Annotated in this window: 14 protein-coding genes and 1 pseudogene; 2 read left to right on the top strand and 13 right to left on the bottom strand. The window is 38.6% G+C overall.

Annotated features, from left to right (window positions below; all coding sequences use genetic code 11):
- Positions 1 to 270: 270 nt before the first annotated feature.
- Positions 271 to 1,440, bottom strand: coding sequence for an endonuclease (locus tag AS180_RS18710; RefSeq protein WP_062687298.1), 1,170 nt, complete (start codon positions 1,438 to 1,440; stop codon positions 271 to 273).
- Positions 1,441 to 1,662: 222 nt separating this feature from the next.
- Between AS180_RS18710 and AS180_RS18705 the strand changes: the two genes are divergently transcribed.
- Complete coding sequence (locus AS180_RS18705; protein ID WP_025907547.1) at positions 1,663 to 2,148, top strand: hypothetical protein; 486 nt, start codon at positions 1,663 to 1,665, stop codon at positions 2,146 to 2,148.
- 49 nt (positions 2,149 to 2,197) lie between these two features.
- Here AS180_RS18705 and essA read toward each other — a convergent pair whose 3' ends face one another.
- The 11 genes from essA to AS180_RS18650 form a co-directional block, all read right to left on the bottom strand.
- Positions 2,198 to 2,695: a type VII secretion protein EssA gene (gene essA, locus AS180_RS18700; protein WP_025907549.1), complete on the bottom strand. Its 498-nt coding sequence runs from the start codon at positions 2,693 to 2,695 to the stop codon at positions 2,198 to 2,200.
- Positions 2,676 to 5,588, bottom strand: coding sequence for a type VII secretion protein EsaA (gene esaA / locus AS180_RS18695; RefSeq protein WP_062687297.1), 2,913 nt, complete (start codon positions 5,586 to 5,588; stop codon positions 2,676 to 2,678). Before esaA ends, essA begins: the two co-directional genes overlap by 20 nt.
- A complete protein-coding gene (gene essC / locus AS180_RS18690) occupies positions 5,585 to 10,069 on the bottom strand; it encodes a type VII secretion protein EssC (RefSeq protein ID WP_062687296.1) in 4,485 nt (1,494 codons plus the stop codon). The genes esaA and essC overlap by 4 nt, the downstream gene beginning before the upstream one ends.
- A gap of 11 nt (positions 10,070 to 10,080) precedes the next feature.
- Positions 10,081 to 11,427: a type VII secretion protein EssB gene (gene essB / locus AS180_RS18685; protein ID WP_062687295.1), complete on the bottom strand. Its 1,347-nt coding sequence runs from the start codon at positions 11,425 to 11,427 to the stop codon at positions 10,081 to 10,083.
- Positions 11,428 to 11,441: 14 nt separating this feature from the next.
- Positions 11,442 to 11,681 (bottom strand): ESX secretion system protein YukD, encoded by a 240-nt coding sequence (locus AS180_RS18680; protein WP_025907558.1) that lies wholly within the window; start codon positions 11,679 to 11,681, stop codon positions 11,442 to 11,444.
- Between the two features lie 87 nt (positions 11,682 to 11,768).
- Positions 11,769 to 12,062: a WXG100 family type VII secretion target gene (locus AS180_RS18675; protein WP_025907560.1), complete on the bottom strand. Its 294-nt coding sequence runs from the start codon at positions 12,060 to 12,062 to the stop codon at positions 11,769 to 11,771.
- A gap of 267 nt (positions 12,063 to 12,329) precedes the next feature.
- Positions 12,330 to 12,725, bottom strand: coding sequence for an SseB family protein (locus AS180_RS18670; RefSeq protein WP_061785865.1), 396 nt, complete (start codon positions 12,723 to 12,725; stop codon positions 12,330 to 12,332).
- 237 nt (positions 12,726 to 12,962) lie between these two features.
- A complete protein-coding gene (locus tag AS180_RS18665) occupies positions 12,963 to 13,562 on the bottom strand; it encodes a hypothetical protein (RefSeq protein WP_062687294.1) in 600 nt (199 codons plus the stop codon).
- 53 nt (positions 13,563 to 13,615) lie between these two features.
- The gene (locus tag AS180_RS18660; RefSeq protein ID WP_224840340.1) at positions 13,616 to 13,939 is read right to left on the bottom strand and encodes a WXG100 family type VII secretion target; all 324 of its coding nucleotides are present in this window, start codon (positions 13,937 to 13,939) and stop codon (positions 13,616 to 13,618) included.
- A 229-nt stretch (positions 13,940 to 14,168) separates the two neighbouring features.
- Complete coding sequence (locus AS180_RS18655; RefSeq protein ID WP_062687293.1) at positions 14,169 to 15,380, bottom strand: DEAD/DEAH box helicase; 1,212 nt, start codon at positions 15,378 to 15,380, stop codon at positions 14,169 to 14,171.
- A 181-nt stretch (positions 15,381 to 15,561) separates the two neighbouring features.
- Complete coding sequence (locus AS180_RS18650; protein ID WP_062687292.1) at positions 15,562 to 15,909, bottom strand: sensor histidine kinase; 348 nt, start codon at positions 15,907 to 15,909, stop codon at positions 15,562 to 15,564.
- On the opposite strand from AS180_RS18650, the gene AS180_RS21875 reads away from it, so the two are divergent.
- Positions 15,841 to 16,161 carry a DUF418 domain-containing protein gene (locus tag AS180_RS21875; protein ID WP_082636415.1) on the top strand — a complete coding sequence of 107 codons (321 nt, stop codon included), beginning with the start codon at positions 15,841 to 15,843 and terminating at the stop codon, positions 16,159 to 16,161. The two genes, AS180_RS18650 and AS180_RS21875, sit on opposite strands and share 69 nt — an antisense overlap.
- A gap of 94 nt (positions 16,162 to 16,255) precedes the next feature.
- On the opposite strand, the pseudogene AS180_RS23675 reads toward AS180_RS21875, so the two are convergent.
- A pseudogene (locus AS180_RS23675) lies at positions 16,256 to 16,512 on the bottom strand (group II intron reverse transcriptase/maturase); the annotation flags it as partial.

Below are 16,512 nucleotides of genomic sequence, written 5' to 3'. Positions count from 1 at the left end.
CTTTTTTTGTCATGTAGATTCTCCTCATAACTGATTAGTATAGTTAATTCTACTTGACCTTAAAATTTCTGTCTAACTAAGTATAGCCGATCCAATTTGTCTCAACACGTTCGTTCCATTGCGCTACGGTCACTCGCTCCATTCCACCCTGTTTCCAACATTGTTTTCACAATCAACCAAAAAACCTGAACGATTAAAAGTTATGAACTCTCAGTCGTTCAGGTATAGTAGAGGCTGAACTACTTATGTCTCAGTCTCTTTCTTATCTTATTAATTCCAAATAGCGCTTACCCATTCAGGGTGGTCAATAAATGGATTTCGGTTATGCTGATAATCTGAGTAAATAATCTCATTACGACGTCGCTCAGAAGCGTCTACAGGATCCTGTTGATGCCACTGTAACAACACTGACAGCTTACCATGGTACGGAGCACTTCCGTTGTTTACCACATTATTCAACTCTAAATCCGGCTCATCGCTTACATCACCTTCATAACGAACAGCCATATAAAATAGCATACGGGCCACGTCACCTTTTACCTCATCGCGAGGCTCCCAAGAGTCACTATCATAGTAGTTGCCAAGCGCTTCAGTATGCTCTTTGCCACCGTTATCAAAATCTAAATTATTACGCGTACTGTTAACTGACATATCCGTTGGACGTAAATGGTGAATATCAGTTCCTGCTCCCATTGATGTTCCAAAATCTCCATGCGACTTTGCCCAAACGTGTTCTCGGTTCCAATCATTTGAACCTGATCCGTTTGTAAACTTCCCTTGAGAACGCCCTGTATAAAGTAAGATAATATTATTAGAATTAGTAGGATCTTCATCTGTTTTACGAAGTGCATCCCATACTGCTGAGTATGAAATTTCAGTATGATCGTCAATGATGTTATGTAATGCTGATTTTAATTCAGTCCCCGTTTTTCCTTCAGCAGGTGAATAATACTCTTCAACAGATGAAGCGGGTGGATTTGTTGGTTCAGTTGGATCCGGCGTGCCGCTTGTTTCCTTTGACATCATCGTTACATTTTTTAAGCCTGGGTGTGAAAAATAAGCTGTTAAGTTTCCAGTCGCTGCAATTTGTTTTCCTTTTAGCGTTGGATTTGTTTGTAGTCCAAATCCTGAACGAAACGTAGACGAGATTTGAACATAAAGCATTTTAGATGGATTAGTTTCAGTTGGCGTATCCGCAATTGCTAGTGCATAGTCGTTTGGATAATTACTCGTTACAACTGTAGTGGTGCCAGTTGGTTGCCCCACAACGTATCCTTCTACCGTTTGAATGGAATTATTTTGCGACGAAATGGCTTGTGAAACGCTGATTGCAGTTGCAGCTTTCGGGTGCTGCAGTGGCAAGCCGCTAATAACTAGCGCTACTAATAAAGTAACTAGAAACAACACCTTGTACAAAGGAGCAGAACTTTTCTTCAACATCATTTCCCCCTATGGAATTATTATTTGACTCTTTTTATTATAGTTTTCAAACGTTAAAATTTTTGTAGGAATTTGTTAAATTTTCTAGGGAAAAGGAATCAATCTTCTTTACAAGTCTTTCTTCTCATAGAAAAGGTCTGCTTCTTCCAAATGAAGTGTGATATAATCAACCGAATATAGAAATCATAGACTAGACAGTCTAATTTGAAATGAGGTTACTGAATGCTTACTTTTGACGAAAAACTATCCGTTATTACATCTTTCTCTGAACTAGAGCGTAAAGACGTTTCGCTTGGACGCGTAAATTTTCAATACAATGAAAGTGTTTATGATAAAAAGAATGTGGTGTATCACTTGCACCCAAATGGAAACGGATTTGTATACGCTGGTCACCTTTCTGGCTATGACACAAATGATAAAGGCCTTGTGAATATCCGTGAGTTTTCACAGGAAGAGCTGCGTACAATTATCGAGCAGTCAATCAATAGTCTTTCTCACCGCCCTGAGCACGAAATGATTGAAGAAGCTGTAATCGGAGACGGCCGCGAGCAGCGCTGGCACGGTCCCGAAGGAGCTACGTTATTACTGGTACATGAAGATTCACTATGGAACATTTATGCTGGATTGAATTTAGAAGCTGCGTTTGAATCATATGAAGAAGCAGAAGACTATCTAATGGATGAAGGATTTAGCCGCTTGCGAGATTAATTTATAAATGAAAAGACGCCGCGTTCTTAATAAAAGAACGCGGCGTCTTTTATTCATTCTGCCCATTTATCTGAGCTGGTTTTAGCTTTGGAATAAGCACCGTAAATAATAAAACTAATCCAATTCCAATCAACAATATATACACCCACTGTAGTTTTAATCCTGTTTCCTCCGGTACATCTTGTACTGAGGAAGACTGAACAGGTGACTCAGTTGAAGTGAACAAACCATATTTATTAACTTGAGATTGAATGGAGTGGTTTGTTGTTGAATCATTTAAAAATAAAGAGCTTTTTAACGAAGGCTTTTTCTCTTCATCAGTAAATGGGATTCCTCTTATTTCCTCAGGAATGTTTTCTACTTCTCTTTTCGTTTGACCAAGAGAATCGGGATTGAGCTTTATTTGCTCATCTTGAAAAATATTGGGTGCTAGATCTTGCACCTGTGTTTGCGTGTCATTCGCTGCGTATACGTTTGAAGTAGATAGAAAGAGAAGAACCGCTAAAAGTGCGATTCTTCCTATCATATTATGCTTCATACGTTTCATCACTCTCTGCTTGTTTATCCTTAGATGTCAGCATACGAATGATAAACGGAATAACCGTTAACACAGCAGTTAGTCCAAGCAGAATAGTAGTCGCTTCTGCAAATAGAGAAGTCGTTTCGTACTGAATTGACATATATACTTTTGAAACCGGATCTTCGTAATTGAAGTTTGGCATTGCTAGATTTAATAGCGGCGTGATAAAGAATAAAATCATCAGCACTGTTGCAATCCAACCTACGAAATTACCGATTAAGAAGGCTCCTCTTACAAGAGTTGAAGCTAATAGTAATAGTACAATCGTGAAGATAGACCATTCCATTGCTCTTTCTCCTGACAGTGAGTAAATATTTAAGCTGAATGTACTAATCATTAAACCAACAATCATCACCAGTAGTCCGAATAGTGATCCTCTTACAAGAAGAGGCGCGTTTTTGTAGTAGTGACTAAAGTATCCTATTAATAAACTGCTGATAAGGATAATAACAAGAAGTACAACAGGTGGAACAGTCTTTGTCTTTTCTGCTGGTACCTCACCGCTTACCTGTAGCGGATTTGCAAGGTAGTCATAGACATAATCATTGTTTTGGCCATCTACTAACGTGTTGTTTAATAGACGATATACTTGGCCACGCACAAGCTTCGTTGAATCTACGTTTTGTGACCATTTGTTATTAAGCGTATCCGCTTGATCCTGTACTTCGTTAACTTTCTCCTGCAGTTCACCCGTATACTCTACAACGCTTGATTGACGTTCACCAAGAGTTGAAATCAAATCATTCATTCCTTTTAGCTCTTGACCCATACTCTTTTGAAGAGTAATAAGACTTGAAACGTCTGCATTCTCTTGTGTTGGAGCTTCAACTGCACTTTCAGAAGCTACGCTTTGAAGCGTTTCATTCATTGATCCTGCCTTTTCTTGAAGAGCTGATAAGCTTTCAACAATAGATGCTTGCTCCCCTTCAATTAGCTGGCCATAAGAATCAGTAAACTGTTGAATAGATGAAGAGAATGAATCTATTCCTTCTGCTGTTGATAATAAGTTATTTTGCAGCTGCTTGCGAATAACGCTTGGCTGCTCATCTCCGTAAAGAATTGCTTGAATGCGCTGACGCGTGCCTTCATTTTGCAGCACAGCGTCTTGAAGATCTTCATTACTTCCTCGACTTAAGGCTAACTCATACTGTGAAAGATCTCCATAATATTGGAGAAGCTTTGACATATTCTCTGTTTGAATACCTGAAGCAAATAGTTCAGCCAACTTTTGTTTTCTGCTTTCAGATAGCTGACTTGAGGATAAAATTTTATCTTCTTTATCAGTAATCATGCTAACAACGGTTTGCACGTCACCATTAGGCTGATTATTGATTTCTTCTAACTGCGCTACGCGTTCTCTTAGCGCTTCGTTGACAGCTAACAGCTCTTGAATTTGCTTTTGAAGTTCTTCTTTTCCGTCATTGTCATTGTTGTTTGATGAGGGAACTTCAACCGTTACGTTTTCCAACTGGTCACTTACACCTTGTAAGCGTGTAGAAAAGTCTGCAATCTTTTGTTGCGTATCGGCCACACCTTCATTTTGCTCTTCTTCTGGTAAAGCAGCAAGATTCTCACTCCACGCTTGAAGGTCGTTCTTCATCCCTTGAAGCTGTTGACGTTGACTCTCTAAGTCAACAGGGACTGTTGTAGGAGACTCTTCGCCAGTTTCTGACGGCGTCTCACCCTCTTCTTCTTCTGGAATTACCGGATTATCTTCTATTGGTGGTAAGGTCTCACCCTCTTCTTCTTTTGAAGGTGCTATCTCTAGCTCTTTTCGAAGCGTGGACAGCTTGCTTTGTACTTCGTTTAGCGTTGTTTGCTCAGTTACTTGGCTGTACTGGCTGAGTAAATCCTGATTTAAACGATTGAGTTCGTCCTGCTGTCCAGACGTTTTATCTTCTGTCGCTTCCTGCAGATTATCAGCAATTTGCTTGTTTTCATCGATTTGCTGCTGAACGTTTGAAAGCTTCCCAAACACTTTCCCTGCTTCACTTTCAAACTGCTCGCGATCGCCGTTTTGTCCTTCAGAAATCATCGCGATTCCTTCTTGAATATCGCCCACACTTTCCGTTTGAGCTTTTAACAGCATTTCTTTTTGCTTTTCTTGGTACATTTTGTATTCTTCAACGTATTTAATAAAATTTGTCAGGTTTTCTTCAACCTGCTGCACATCATTTTTACGTTCACTTGAGCCTTCTTCCGCACTTTTTACATTTGTTTGAATTTGCTCAAGAATTTTCTTTTGGTCATCAATTTCACCAGCTAGATTTTTAGAATTAGGTTTATAGAAAGCTACCATTGTGTTTTGGAAAGCAATCTCTTTTTCTAAAATTTTATCAAACTGACCTCTAACCTTTTCAACTTCTTGCGATACATAGCTCCAATAAAGAGAAGACATATCATTGTTTACTTTGGCCGTCGCATCCTCTAGCTCACGAACGACTTTTTCTTTGTTAACTGCATTCAATTGATTTTGAACTTTATATTGGAAAGTGGCTTTCTGAGGTTTCTCTTGGTCATACGTCAAAATATTCTCTGAGAAGTTCGATGGAATATAAATTACCGCATCGTATTTACCACTTTGTAATCCATTTGTAGCTGCGCTTCGACTTAGGACCGTCCAATCGTAATCTGAATCCTTATCTAATATGGCTGCCACTCGTTGTCCAAAACGAATAGGCTCTTCACCTTTTTCTTCCTCCACACCAATATCTTCATTTACAACAGCGATGGTTCTTGTTGCATTTTCAGTTACTTTCAGTGGGTTATCGCCAATATATTGAAAGAAAAGGGAAGGAAACCCTAAGATGAAAATGACAGCTACGATTACTTTAAGCGTATATTTTCGCTGTTCCGTCATATTAGAACCTTCCTTTCACTCATACATAAGGGAATTTGAATACGCGTCGCTTTATTGTCTTTTACGTAATATCCAAACCCTGGGTTTACATCTGCTTCTTTGCGATCATAGTTTAGGTTAATCAGGTTTTGCTCTGATTTTTTCATTAATAAAACGGCTTGGCGTATTTGCTTCATTTCAGTGGTTAACACATCAAAGCCTTTAGAGAAGTCATTTTGACTTCCTGATGCAACAATATTAAAGCCAACATGACTATAGTTTTTAATAAGCTTTGTAATGCGATCTTGCATCAAGGTATCAATGGTTTGCTGAAATCGTCCAAACCCATCAATCATAAGAAGTATTGGTGTAAATGTTAAGTCACCAACGGTTCCATCATGAATGGCTTCTAAATAGCGCTCTTCTCGTTTTTGCAGCTTTGCTTCCGCTCCTTCTATCCACTGCATAATTTGCTCTTTCGTCTCAATGTATACAATTTCATCTTCCGTGGCATAAGATGAAAGGCCACGATCGATTGCATCAAATAAACCAATTTGACGAATCCCCTGCGCAAGAGATGTTTGTAGCATCACTTTAAGGACGTTTGTTTTTCCTTTTTGTGTCGGCCCCAGCACGAGACAATGTTTGTTCTTCATTAAGTTTAAGTGCACTGGACGAACAAACTCTTCATCTAATCCGAGCGGAATAACACCACTTTCTCGTACGATACGGTGATCCGTCATAAACTCATGCAGTACAAGTTTAGGTTGTAACATTGGCACTTGTTCTGGTAATTCAATACCTGCATATTTCTCTTTCAGAACCTGAACTTGATTTTTGATGTTATCAAGAATCGCGAAGTCATCCTCACCTTCAGCGGGCAGGAACATCTGTGAAAAATAAGACGTATCCGTTTTAATAACCGCACGACCAGGTATTGCTTCTAGAGCATAAGGAATGCGTCCTAAGATTGTGTATGATTCTGAGCTATCCATTAAATAGTGAACAACCTTGGTTTTTAAGTTATTCATAAGCGACTGGCGCACAGAGTTAATTCGCGTTGCCGTAAAAATCATATATACGCCAAGCGACTGGCCGTCACGGACAAGCTGCGTAAATTGCATCTCTAAATCTTGCATTTCTTCTTTTACAAGATCAAAATTATCAATCGTGATAAAGATAAGCGGAAGCTTCTCTTGAGCAATTCGGTTATACATCTTTATATTGCTAACCTCTGTGTCTTGGAATAGCTGCTTGCGCTCGGATAGCTCGTGCTTAATAATCTTCATGAACTTTTCAATCTTACGTCCTTCATCCATTAAGAAATAATCAGCAGTGTGCGGAAGCTGGCGTAATGGAAGCAGCGTACCATTTCCAAAATCAAAGATATAGTAGTGTAGCTCATCTGGCTGATAGCGCTCAGCGAAGCTAAGCATAAGCGTCATCGCAGTGAATGATTTTCCATAGCCCGATGAACCAAATACGCCGATATTGCCATCTTCCATCATTTCGTATGCATATGGCGTTTGGCTTTGTTTTTCAGGCTCATCTACAAGGCCAATATAGAATTTCTCCCTCTCTCCTGTTTGGAAAGCAGAGCGATATAAACGATTTTCTAGCGGAGGGAGCCATGGGCTTCTTAATCGATTAATTCCTAAACTATGTTGAACTTCTTCAATTCTTTCTACAATCACGGCGATTTCCGGCTGAGCACTTTTCCTTTTCGTTTGCTGTGATGATACGTCAGAGAGTGGAATTAGCCCTAAGTCTGTTACGATGGCCACTTCATCTTCCGTTCCATACACATCATCTTGTTGATATGGTGCTCCGCTCCAAGCAGATTGGAACAGTTCGTATACTTCGTTATTACCAACTTGTAAATAACCTCGACCTGTCACCGTAATCGAAGCCGCATCAGCATTTTTTAGAATCTCTTTACTATCTGTTGCGTCTTGTACTTTTAGAGCTACTTTAAACCTTGCGTTACTCCAAATTTGCTCATCGATAACTCCACCTGGCTTTTGTGTGGCCAAGATCAAGTGAACGCCTAAGCTACGTCCAATACGAGCGGCGCTGACAAGCTCTCGAATAAATTCTGGCTCTTCACTTTTTAATTCAGCAAACTCGTCTGATATTAAGAATAAGTGTGGCAGCGGCTCTTCAGCAGCTCTCTGCTTATACAAGTCTGTATAGTCATTTATGTGATTAACTTCGTACTGATCAAATAAGCGCTGGCGTCTTTTCAACTCACTTTTAATGGAGGCCAAGGCACGCGTACTGAAATTTTTACTACCTTCTATATTCGTGATGGTTCCAAGCAAATGTGGCATATTCTTAAACGGCTGTGCCATTCCTCCACCCTTGTAGTCAATCAATAAAAATGCGACTTCATGAGGATGGAAATTGACAGCTAACGATAGGATATACGTTTGTAAAAATTCACTTTTACCTGAACCTGTTGTTCCAGCTAGTAACCCGTGTGGACCGTGCGCTTTTTCATGTAGATTCAGCTCAACCAGATCCTCTTTTCCTTTTAAACCGATTGGTACAGCCAATGACTTGGCCGACTCATTCGTATGCCAGTTTCTCTCAATTGGCAGATCAGCCACTTCCTTTGCTTGGAATAACTCCAGAAAGGACACGCTGTCTGGAATAGAGTTAGTCATTCCCATTTGATGATCTAGCGTTCGCAGCATGCGAGCGAACGCTTCATTATCCTCATTACGGTGTTCATCAAGCTGAAATGAAATATTAACTGCCTTTTTCTTTTGAATTAAAATGTCTCCCTCTTGTTCATTAATATAACGAATAAGAGTGTGAACATTATCCGATAAACTTTCCTTTGTTTCAGCTCCAAAGATTGTAGAGAAGCCAAGATACGGATGCTCCCCTTCTAGATATTCTAAGATTACGTGATCTGTAATAAGCTGTTGGTTCGTAACAATGAATACCAAGTGAGGTAAAAACACACCGTTGCCTTTCTCTTCATCCAAGTCTCTTTCGCGCAACAGTTCATAAATAGAGGATAAAAGCTGGTCTCTTGTTTTTTCATTATAAATAAAGCCTTTGGCGAACGAATGAGGCAGTTGAAAATGCGGAAGCCACTTCATCCATTCCCAATCCTTATATTCGTTTTCATCAAAGATAAAGATAAAGCGAACATCATGATAGCTATGAGCAAAAGCAAGCTGACCAATTAACTGATGAAGCTCACGCTTAACTGTTTTCGATTTACCAATTAAACCAATGGCTCCGTTTTCTAACTTCGCAGTGATTGGCGCCTGAGAAACTTCACGATATACCTTTTCTATGTGCTGGGACTGTTCAAGCAGATCGTCAATTTCTCTATTAGCCATATCTCCTGTATTTAAGGAAATTTCATAGCTAGAGGGTACTGTCCCGGTACCAAGACGTATTTGAAGAAAATCGCTACTATCTAGCGTTCGTTCCCAAATACGGTCAGAGATATGATTGGTTAAATACTTCATTCGCTCAAACGTTGGAAAATGGTAATGAAGCACTTTTCCTTGCGATTCAGCTAGTTCCTGAAGCTCCGTTCGCTTATTTTCTAAATACTGCGTGTAAATACGGCGACGACGTTCTTGGCGTTTTTTACGCTGCTTTTTATCTCGGAAATATTGCACTGTTGAGACAACAAGCGTCGTCGTAAACATCATCACAGAAATAATAATAAAGATTCCACGCGGTTGAATAAGTGCTACGGTCCCCATAACAAGAAGCATAACAAGCGGTGGCAAGATTGTTAGCCACAAGCTTCGGTTGTTATCATCGCCATCCTGAGCTGGGAACGATAAATGCACTTTTTCATCGGGCAGCTCATAAATCATCCGCGGCGTACGGCGATAAACAGGATATTTTTTTTTCATTTCAGAAATAGGCTGTTTCGACTTAGGAAGCTTCGTAAAAAACTCATCAAAACGATGAACCTTTAATAAATCATGTTCAAGTAATTCAATTGTAACCGCACCCCAGGTAATCACATCGCCAAGCTTCAGCTTGGTCACACTTGAAATACGCTGGCCGTTTACAAATACGGCACCATCTTTTGGAAGGATTCGCCATGTTGCTTTAACTTTCAGCAAAGAAAATTCCTTGCTATTATGTACAACTAGCTTCTTGTTGGGCTGATATACATCTGCTGTCTCGTCAACAGTTGAGAAGTTAACCTCATGATAATAATCTATATAGTACGTATCTTCCTGCAGCTTTGCAGGACTCAGCACAAATCGAAGTTCTTGATTACTTTCTTGTAGGGTGATAGAGTCGTAATAACTCAGTTGACTCAGTTCGTTATCACCTTGAGAAATAACTACTCTTTGATCTTCTGTTGTCGATATAGTAACGACTCCTTTTTCAAATGGATAGGAAGAAAAAGTCACCGTCTCTTTCGAACTATTACCTACAGTTGCTTGGCGAAAGTTATCAAAGTTAATCGGCAGTTGCTGATAAGTCGTTCCGCTAAAAACCCATAAAATGCTCATCTGTCCACCTCCTAGGATGCTGGTTTATCCGACGAATCTGAGTTAGGAGCAGGCTTTTCATCTGCTTTGTCATCTTTATTTTGCTCAACTTCTTTTTCAGACTGCTTATTATCTTCTTCCTGCTTATTATCTGCAGGCTCAGACTGCTTTTGGTTCTCCTGCTGCTCATTTTCAGCTGACTCTTCAGTTTGCTTTTCCTCTTCTTCAATCTGTGATTCAAGCTCTTCAATTTCACTTTGAACTGGATCTAATTTCTCTTTTCTTTCATCGCTTGCAAGACTTTCATCTGCTTTTAACTGATTTTCATATTTATAAAGACCGTATAAAATCAAGCTTCGATCTTCTAATAAGCGTGCTTCTTCTAAAGCCTGCTCATTTTCACCTCGACCGATATGAATCCAATAGCTTAAATATTTATCGTCTGATTGAAGCGTAACCGTATTTTGAATGACTTCTTTTTGTTCTTCACTTAATGACTCATTCGTTAAATAAGCTAGAGCTAGCTCATACTGAACAACTTTGGGCATTTCTTTTACTTTATAATCTTCCAGCTGCTCAATAACCCCACTATACTCTTGCTGTAAAAAAGCTTCATTACTACTCACGAATGCCTCTTGCTTTGGCTGTAAGAAAAACGTGGAATAAAACGTATAAATTAAAGCAGGAACTAAGAGCACCGTTACGCCAATTGATGTAAAGCGAAAGATGGTCCACTTTTTCTTCGGGACGGTTACAACTGTTTTTCGCACTTCTTCTACTGTCGTTAGCTGTTGTCTAATAATAGTTAAAAGCTCATTTAAGTCGTCAGCATTTATTAATTTAGAAGCAACCTCTGATAGCTGAATCGTTTCATGCAATTTTAAATACTGAATAAAGCTATATTTGGAATCAACAAGTGAAGCAATTGTCGCTTTTACTTCCACTAGCTCACGAGCCGGATCATATTCATATGGTGGAATGCTTTCTTTAATTCCATAGTGTAAGAAAGCAGGTGTTAAACTTGCGTCAAACATTAAGTTTTCTGGACAAACCACAAGATGAAACCTTGTAAAACTATGATTTTGTATAGATTTTACAAGTTGATAAGCAAACTGCCACTTTTGTTCTTCCGTCTTTTTCTTAAAAAAAGAAAATGGAACAAACGCTTCTGATGGCTGAATTTTCACGTGAAGCTCGTCTTCACTTACGATGATTTCACGAGTGAAGTCCGAGTGCATCTCTTTTAACATATCAACTTCTATGCCATCATTTAGCTTTATCTTTTCTTTTTGGAAGATAAATGTATAGCCTTCTTCTTTGTCACGAATAATAGACGCTTCCAATAAGCTTTCTAAGTAAGTTGGTTTCTTTTCTGCCATTTTAGTAAGCTCCTTCAAAGAATTTCAATGCAATCACCGCTCGAAATGCCACATTCATTTAGTTTTTGATGGCCTGCAAATACTAGGTTTTTATTTGGAACGCGAACCCAATATCCTTCTTTTGGTGTGCTTGAAATTTTTTTAGCTTGCCATGCAATTTCAATCACTTTTTTTACAGAATGATAGTCTGATAGTCTTAAATCAAACCGCTCACCCGTATAGTGTTTTAGATCGATGGTCACTTCAATATACATATGATCTCACCTCAAAACATAGAAAAAGCGCCGTCATCTAAAAAAATGGGGCGCTCTTTTTATCTTATCACTCTCTATATGAGCAAGTTAACCGCGAATTTGGCTAGCGATTTGGTTGTCTGTATCTTCAAGAACGTTTGCAGAATCATCAAGCTGTTTAGCAATTTTGTTTAACAGATTCGACATTTCTACGAAAGATGGCTTTAGCTCTTCATATTGAGCGATAAATGCTTGGCTAGAAGAACCTTCCCACATATCTTGTAACTGATTTCTCATCATATCAAGGCGACCAACTAGGTCTTGAACTTGCCCACTTTCATTATTATAGCGAGCAGCCATTTCACGAAGTTCTGCTGGAGTAACACGAATGATTCCTGACATCGATTTCTCTCCTTATGTATCGTTATAGATTTACTTTAATTGTAAGAAAAAATAGGGTTGAAGGTCAAAGAGAACTTGTAAAAACTAGAAAAAATAAGAATATATATCTACGTATACCCCTAAAAAATGACAATAAACCTCATAAAACAATGAATTTTATCACAGTAAATATGGCATAAACAGAGACAATTATACCTATATATTGGAAATATATTCATTTATCATACAGAAAAAGCTAACAATTAATATGAAATTTGTTAGCTTCTACTACGATGAAAAATAGTTAAAAAGATTCTTATTTTCTTTTAGCATTTTTAACTCTTCTGGAATAAGTAGTTTCGAAAGTGGAGTATCTGGATTTAGTAAAATCGCCGTATTATCGTTTATCTCTTGCAATAAATCAGAAAATTTAATGACCGCAGCCTTCTCTTTTGATAGCATCTTTTGGAATGGATAATAAGATGAAAAGGCAGGTAAATATAGTTTTTGATTTTTTTCCATTACTCGGACACGCTTGTAAAAATCAACAGACTGTTCATTTCCTGATACTTCGATACATAACAGTTCACTTTTCATTAGCTCTTCATAAAAATGGCCAATTTCTCGATTATCTTTCATTGCTTCAATTAAAGCTTTTTCTAAGGCATTAAAAGAACTACCCATATTTTTCAGTTCCATGCTGTATATTTTCTAAGTCGTTAAATGGTTTTATCCGAGAAGCCTGTTGACTAGTTAACTGCCTTTCGTACAAACCGTATGTTCCTCGTTTATTCATTTGACCTTATCACACCTCAAGCTGTACAAATTTTTCATAAATTAAATCGCATGTTTCTCTATTTGTAACACCGTAGCGATCTGTCTACGTTAAGGTTTTTCATAAAGAGCGCAATATTTATCACTTCATTCATTCCCTGCAAAATCGCTATGCTGAGCTACGTTTGTTCCTTCTTCTGTTTTTTGAATGCCTTTACCACCTAATATGCTTAAACCCATTTGAATAACACCGTATGTAAAAAACTCTGTACGGGTATGCAAATCACCGTGCGCTACTTTTTCTTCCCATGAATTTGAAAGGGATGACCACATCATGTCGAGCGTCTCTAAAGGGTGAGTAATTTCAGCTCGCATTGTTTCAAAGGTTTCCCACTCTGAAATAGACTTAACGCCTTCCCATGTATCCTTAACCCCTGTTGTAGCCCCATCCCACACGTTGCTCCAAAATTCTGTCCATCCGCCAGATAGCTCATCTGCTTCTTTTAGTTTTTCAGCTGTTTCGCTAACGAGCGTATACGCACTTTCAGTTAATGATTCAATTTTCCCAATAATCTGCTGGATTTCCTCTTGCAAATTTAGAATAGACTCAACGTTAGCTACCGATAAAAAGTGCAGATTCGTAGATTCCCAACTTAAACGCTGCAAAGCATCATCCGCTTCTCCTCTCGAGTGCTTAATGCGCTCTGAAAATCGCTCCAAGTCTTCGAAGTTCACTTTAATTTCCATTTGTACACCCTCTTTCCCATGGATATTTTCCATTTTCCTATATTAAAAGTTTACTAAATAGCCTCTGCTTCTTCTCTTAGTCTTGACATTTCGTGATGCAATGAACGATATAACTCATCTCGAACGTCATATAAACGATAAGCTGCCTGTAGGATTTCATTATTAACATTCTCGTAAGAATCTTTCGAACGGCCAGACCATTCAGAAGTATACTGTTGATGAGCACTCTGAAGGGCATATAGCATTTCTTCAAATTGATTAATAATTTGTTGTACCGTCTCCAAATACAGCTCAAGCTTTTCAACATCTCGATTATATTCCATTCGCTTCCTATTACGATCCATATCGCCAAAGAAGTCATCCATTGCATCAATCAAAATATCCCACGTCCTTATTCCTTTATTATTAGAAGTCTCTTAAAGTAATGTTAAAATAAGGTTATCCAAAACGAAATGCATCATTTAAACTATTTTCAATAATAGGATAATGTATCTATATGATTTTTTACCCAAAATAAAACAACGCCCGTTAGCTTGTAGGCGTTGCTTTTTAAACTCTTATTACTTTATCACAACAAAAATTCTTTTCAAGAGGGAAATAAAAGGATTACTTCTTTTTAGTCTGTTTATGCTGATATGTTTTTTTGTTTGTCTTCTTTCTTGGTTTGTAGCTCTCTCGTTTCTCTTGCTTCGTTCCTTCGGCTACAATTTCACCCATATATAGTTCTTTCTTTACCAGCTTAATCTTTAGCTCACGAGCAATTTGTTTTAGTTCTCTCTCTTCACGCTCCGTTACAAGTGAAATGACCGTTCCTTCAGCTCCTGATCTTCCTGTACGCCCTGATCTGTGTACATATTGTTCAACACTTTGAGGAATATCCACATGAATAACATGTGAAAGCTCTTTAATATCAAGACCACGTGCAGCTACGTCCGTTGCTAATAAGATTGGAAACTCACCTTTACGAAATGACGTTAACACCTTTGAGCGATCAAGCTTTCGCGTTTCACTATGAAGCGATTCTACGTTCAGCTTTTTAAATTTTAGCTTTTCTTCAAAAATAGATAATGTTTCAATCCCTTTGAAAAAAGCTAGAGCTTTCATTGGTCCCTGATGCGCAAGCTTACGAAGTACTTCTACTTTATCTCGACCTTCACTTACGATATACATATGCTCAACTTTTGGAGCAGGAAGTTCATCTCGGGTTACTTGAACGAAAAGAGGATCATTCATTAATTCCTGAGCTAATGTTTGCGTATGCTGTGATAGCGTTGCTGAAAACACGAGAAGCTGACGATCACTTGGGGCCATTTTAACAATACCTTGTACTGTTTGAATATGTTCAGGTACAAACAGCTGGTCAGCTTCATCAATGACAATCGTTTTTACTTCGTGCATCTTCACTTTTTTCATTTTAATCAGCTCTTGAATGCGCCCAGGCGTTCCAACAATTAGGTTAGGACGTTTTTTCAACTTTTCAACTTGACGCTTAATGTTTGCTCCACCGATAAGCGCTGCGCTAGAAATTCCGCTTCCCTGGCCCCATGTTTGAATCTCACCATGAATCTGCATAACAAGTTCATGGGAAGAAGCTAAGATAACCGCTTGAATATGAGAAGGTCCTGGCTTAAGGTCATGTAAAATTGGAAGTAAATAAGCAAGAGTCTTCCCAGTACCTGTTGGCGACTCACCCATTACATCTCTTTTATTTAAAATTTCTGGTATAGCTTTTGTTTGAATAGCCATTGCTTGTTCAAAGCCTGCCTTCTTCCACGCTTCTTGCAAGAACGGCTGTAGCTGTTCGATAAATTGACTCATATCTTTTCTCCTTTGTCGTTCATCTATTATAAATGCCTAAAGCATCCGTTTCATCTTCAATAGAAGTCCCACCTATGATACACTATTGATTCGTTGAAATACAATGCTTCACGTGAGTATTCATAAGAAAAGCATTGAAAATGCGTCAAAACAACGCATTTTCAATGCTCTTTTCTTGGAACTATCTTAAGATTGGAAGCTTCATTGTAATGGCGGTCCCTACACCAGGGGCGGACCTTACAACAATATGGCCACCATGGAGCTCACAAATCGCTTTGGCAATGTCCATTCCAAGACCTGACCCTTCTTTTTTTTCACTTGTATTCGTTCCTCGGTAATAGCGCTCAAAAAGATTTTCTAGTACGGATTCATCCATACCTACTCCATCATCCTTCACTTCTATAGAAATAAATTCTGTTTCTACAGAAATCGATAGCTTAATAGTTATGTGAGGTGGGTTATGCTTGATTCCATTAAAAATGATATTATCAAGCATTCTCTCAAACCAACGCTTATCTACTTGTTCCAAACGGTTATCTGCACCACTATTTTTTATGGATATGGCCTAGGACAATTCGGAACATTTGGCATGATTAAAGGTATTGCACTATGTACGACAATCTATTTCATTCAGCTCGTTTCCAGCTTGCTTTATTTACGTAAGTTTAAAGTCGCCCCTGTAGAACAGCTGCTTCGTATGTGGACGAATTTATCATGGAGTGGCAAAGCAAAAATGAAGAAGAAAACATTCATAGATGATAGTAAACAGTCTGTGATTTAATCGATTAACTAATCGAGTAGAGGGAAAATAAATTAACTTATTTTCGCCCCTCTCACAACACCGTACGTACGGGTCTCGTATACGGCGTTTCAATTTATATTACAGTGTGTACTTTTAAGTAACGTTCTAGGGCAGAGGGTACTCCCCTCTGCTTTAGTCTTTTGTTTGAGATTGCTCTTTGGACGACTTTTGATAGCCCTATATACCTGTAACCTTTTCGACAGTAGGTTAATCCTTTCGCTTCTTCCTTCGGAATCCCTAGCTGAATTAGCGATTTGATTTGTTTCTTCGGTACCTTCCATTGCTTCCAGATGATTACTCTGATTCTGGAGCGCAGTTTCATATCTGTTC

The organism is Priestia veravalensis, assembly GCF_001457055.1.
In the GTDB taxonomy this organism is placed as follows: Bacteria; Bacillota; Bacilli; order Bacillales; family Bacillaceae_H; genus Priestia; species Priestia flexa.
This window is presented reverse-complemented; position numbering and strand designations above follow the sequence as displayed.

Bases quoted from the DNA above. Each gene is read 5' to 3' on its own strand.
- AS180_RS18710 (WP_062687298.1), bottom strand. From the start codon at position 1,440: ATGTTGAAGAAAAGTTCTGCTCCTTTGTACAAGGTGTTGTTTCTAGTT.
- AS180_RS18705 (WP_025907547.1), top strand. From the start codon at position 1,663: ATGCTTACTTTTGACGAAAAACTATCCGTTATTACATCTTTCTCTGAA.
- essA (WP_025907549.1), bottom strand. From the start codon at position 2,695: ATGAAACGTATGAAGCATAATATGATAGGAAGAATCGCACTTTTAGCG.
- esaA (WP_062687297.1), bottom strand. From the start codon at position 5,588: ATGACGGAACAGCGAAAATATACGCTTAAAGTAATCGTAGCTGTCATT.
- essC (WP_062687296.1), bottom strand. From the start codon at position 10,069: ATGAGCATTTTATGGGTTTTTAGCGGAACGACTTATCAGCAACTGCCG.
- essB (WP_062687295.1), bottom strand. From the start codon at position 11,427: ATGGCAGAAAAGAAACCAACTTACTTAGAAAGCTTATTGGAAGCGTCT.
- AS180_RS18680 (WP_025907558.1), bottom strand. From the start codon at position 11,681: ATGTATATTGAAGTGACCATCGATCTAAAACACTATACGGGTGAGCGG.
- AS180_RS18675 (WP_025907560.1), bottom strand. From the start codon at position 12,062: ATGTCAGGAATCATTCGTGTTACTCCAGCAGAACTTCGTGAAATGGCT.
- AS180_RS18670 (WP_061785865.1), bottom strand. From the start codon at position 12,725: ATGGGTAGTTCTTTTAATGCCTTAGAAAAAGCTTTAATTGAAGCAATG.
- AS180_RS18665 (WP_062687294.1), bottom strand. From the start codon at position 13,562: ATGGAAATTAAAGTGAACTTCGAAGACTTGGAGCGATTTTCAGAGCGC.
- AS180_RS18655 (WP_062687293.1), bottom strand. From the start codon at position 15,380: ATGAGTCAATTTATCGAACAGCTACAGCCGTTCTTGCAAGAAGCGTGG.
- AS180_RS21875 (WP_082636415.1), top strand. From the start codon at position 15,841: ATGCTTGATTCCATTAAAAATGATATTATCAAGCATTCTCTCAAACCA.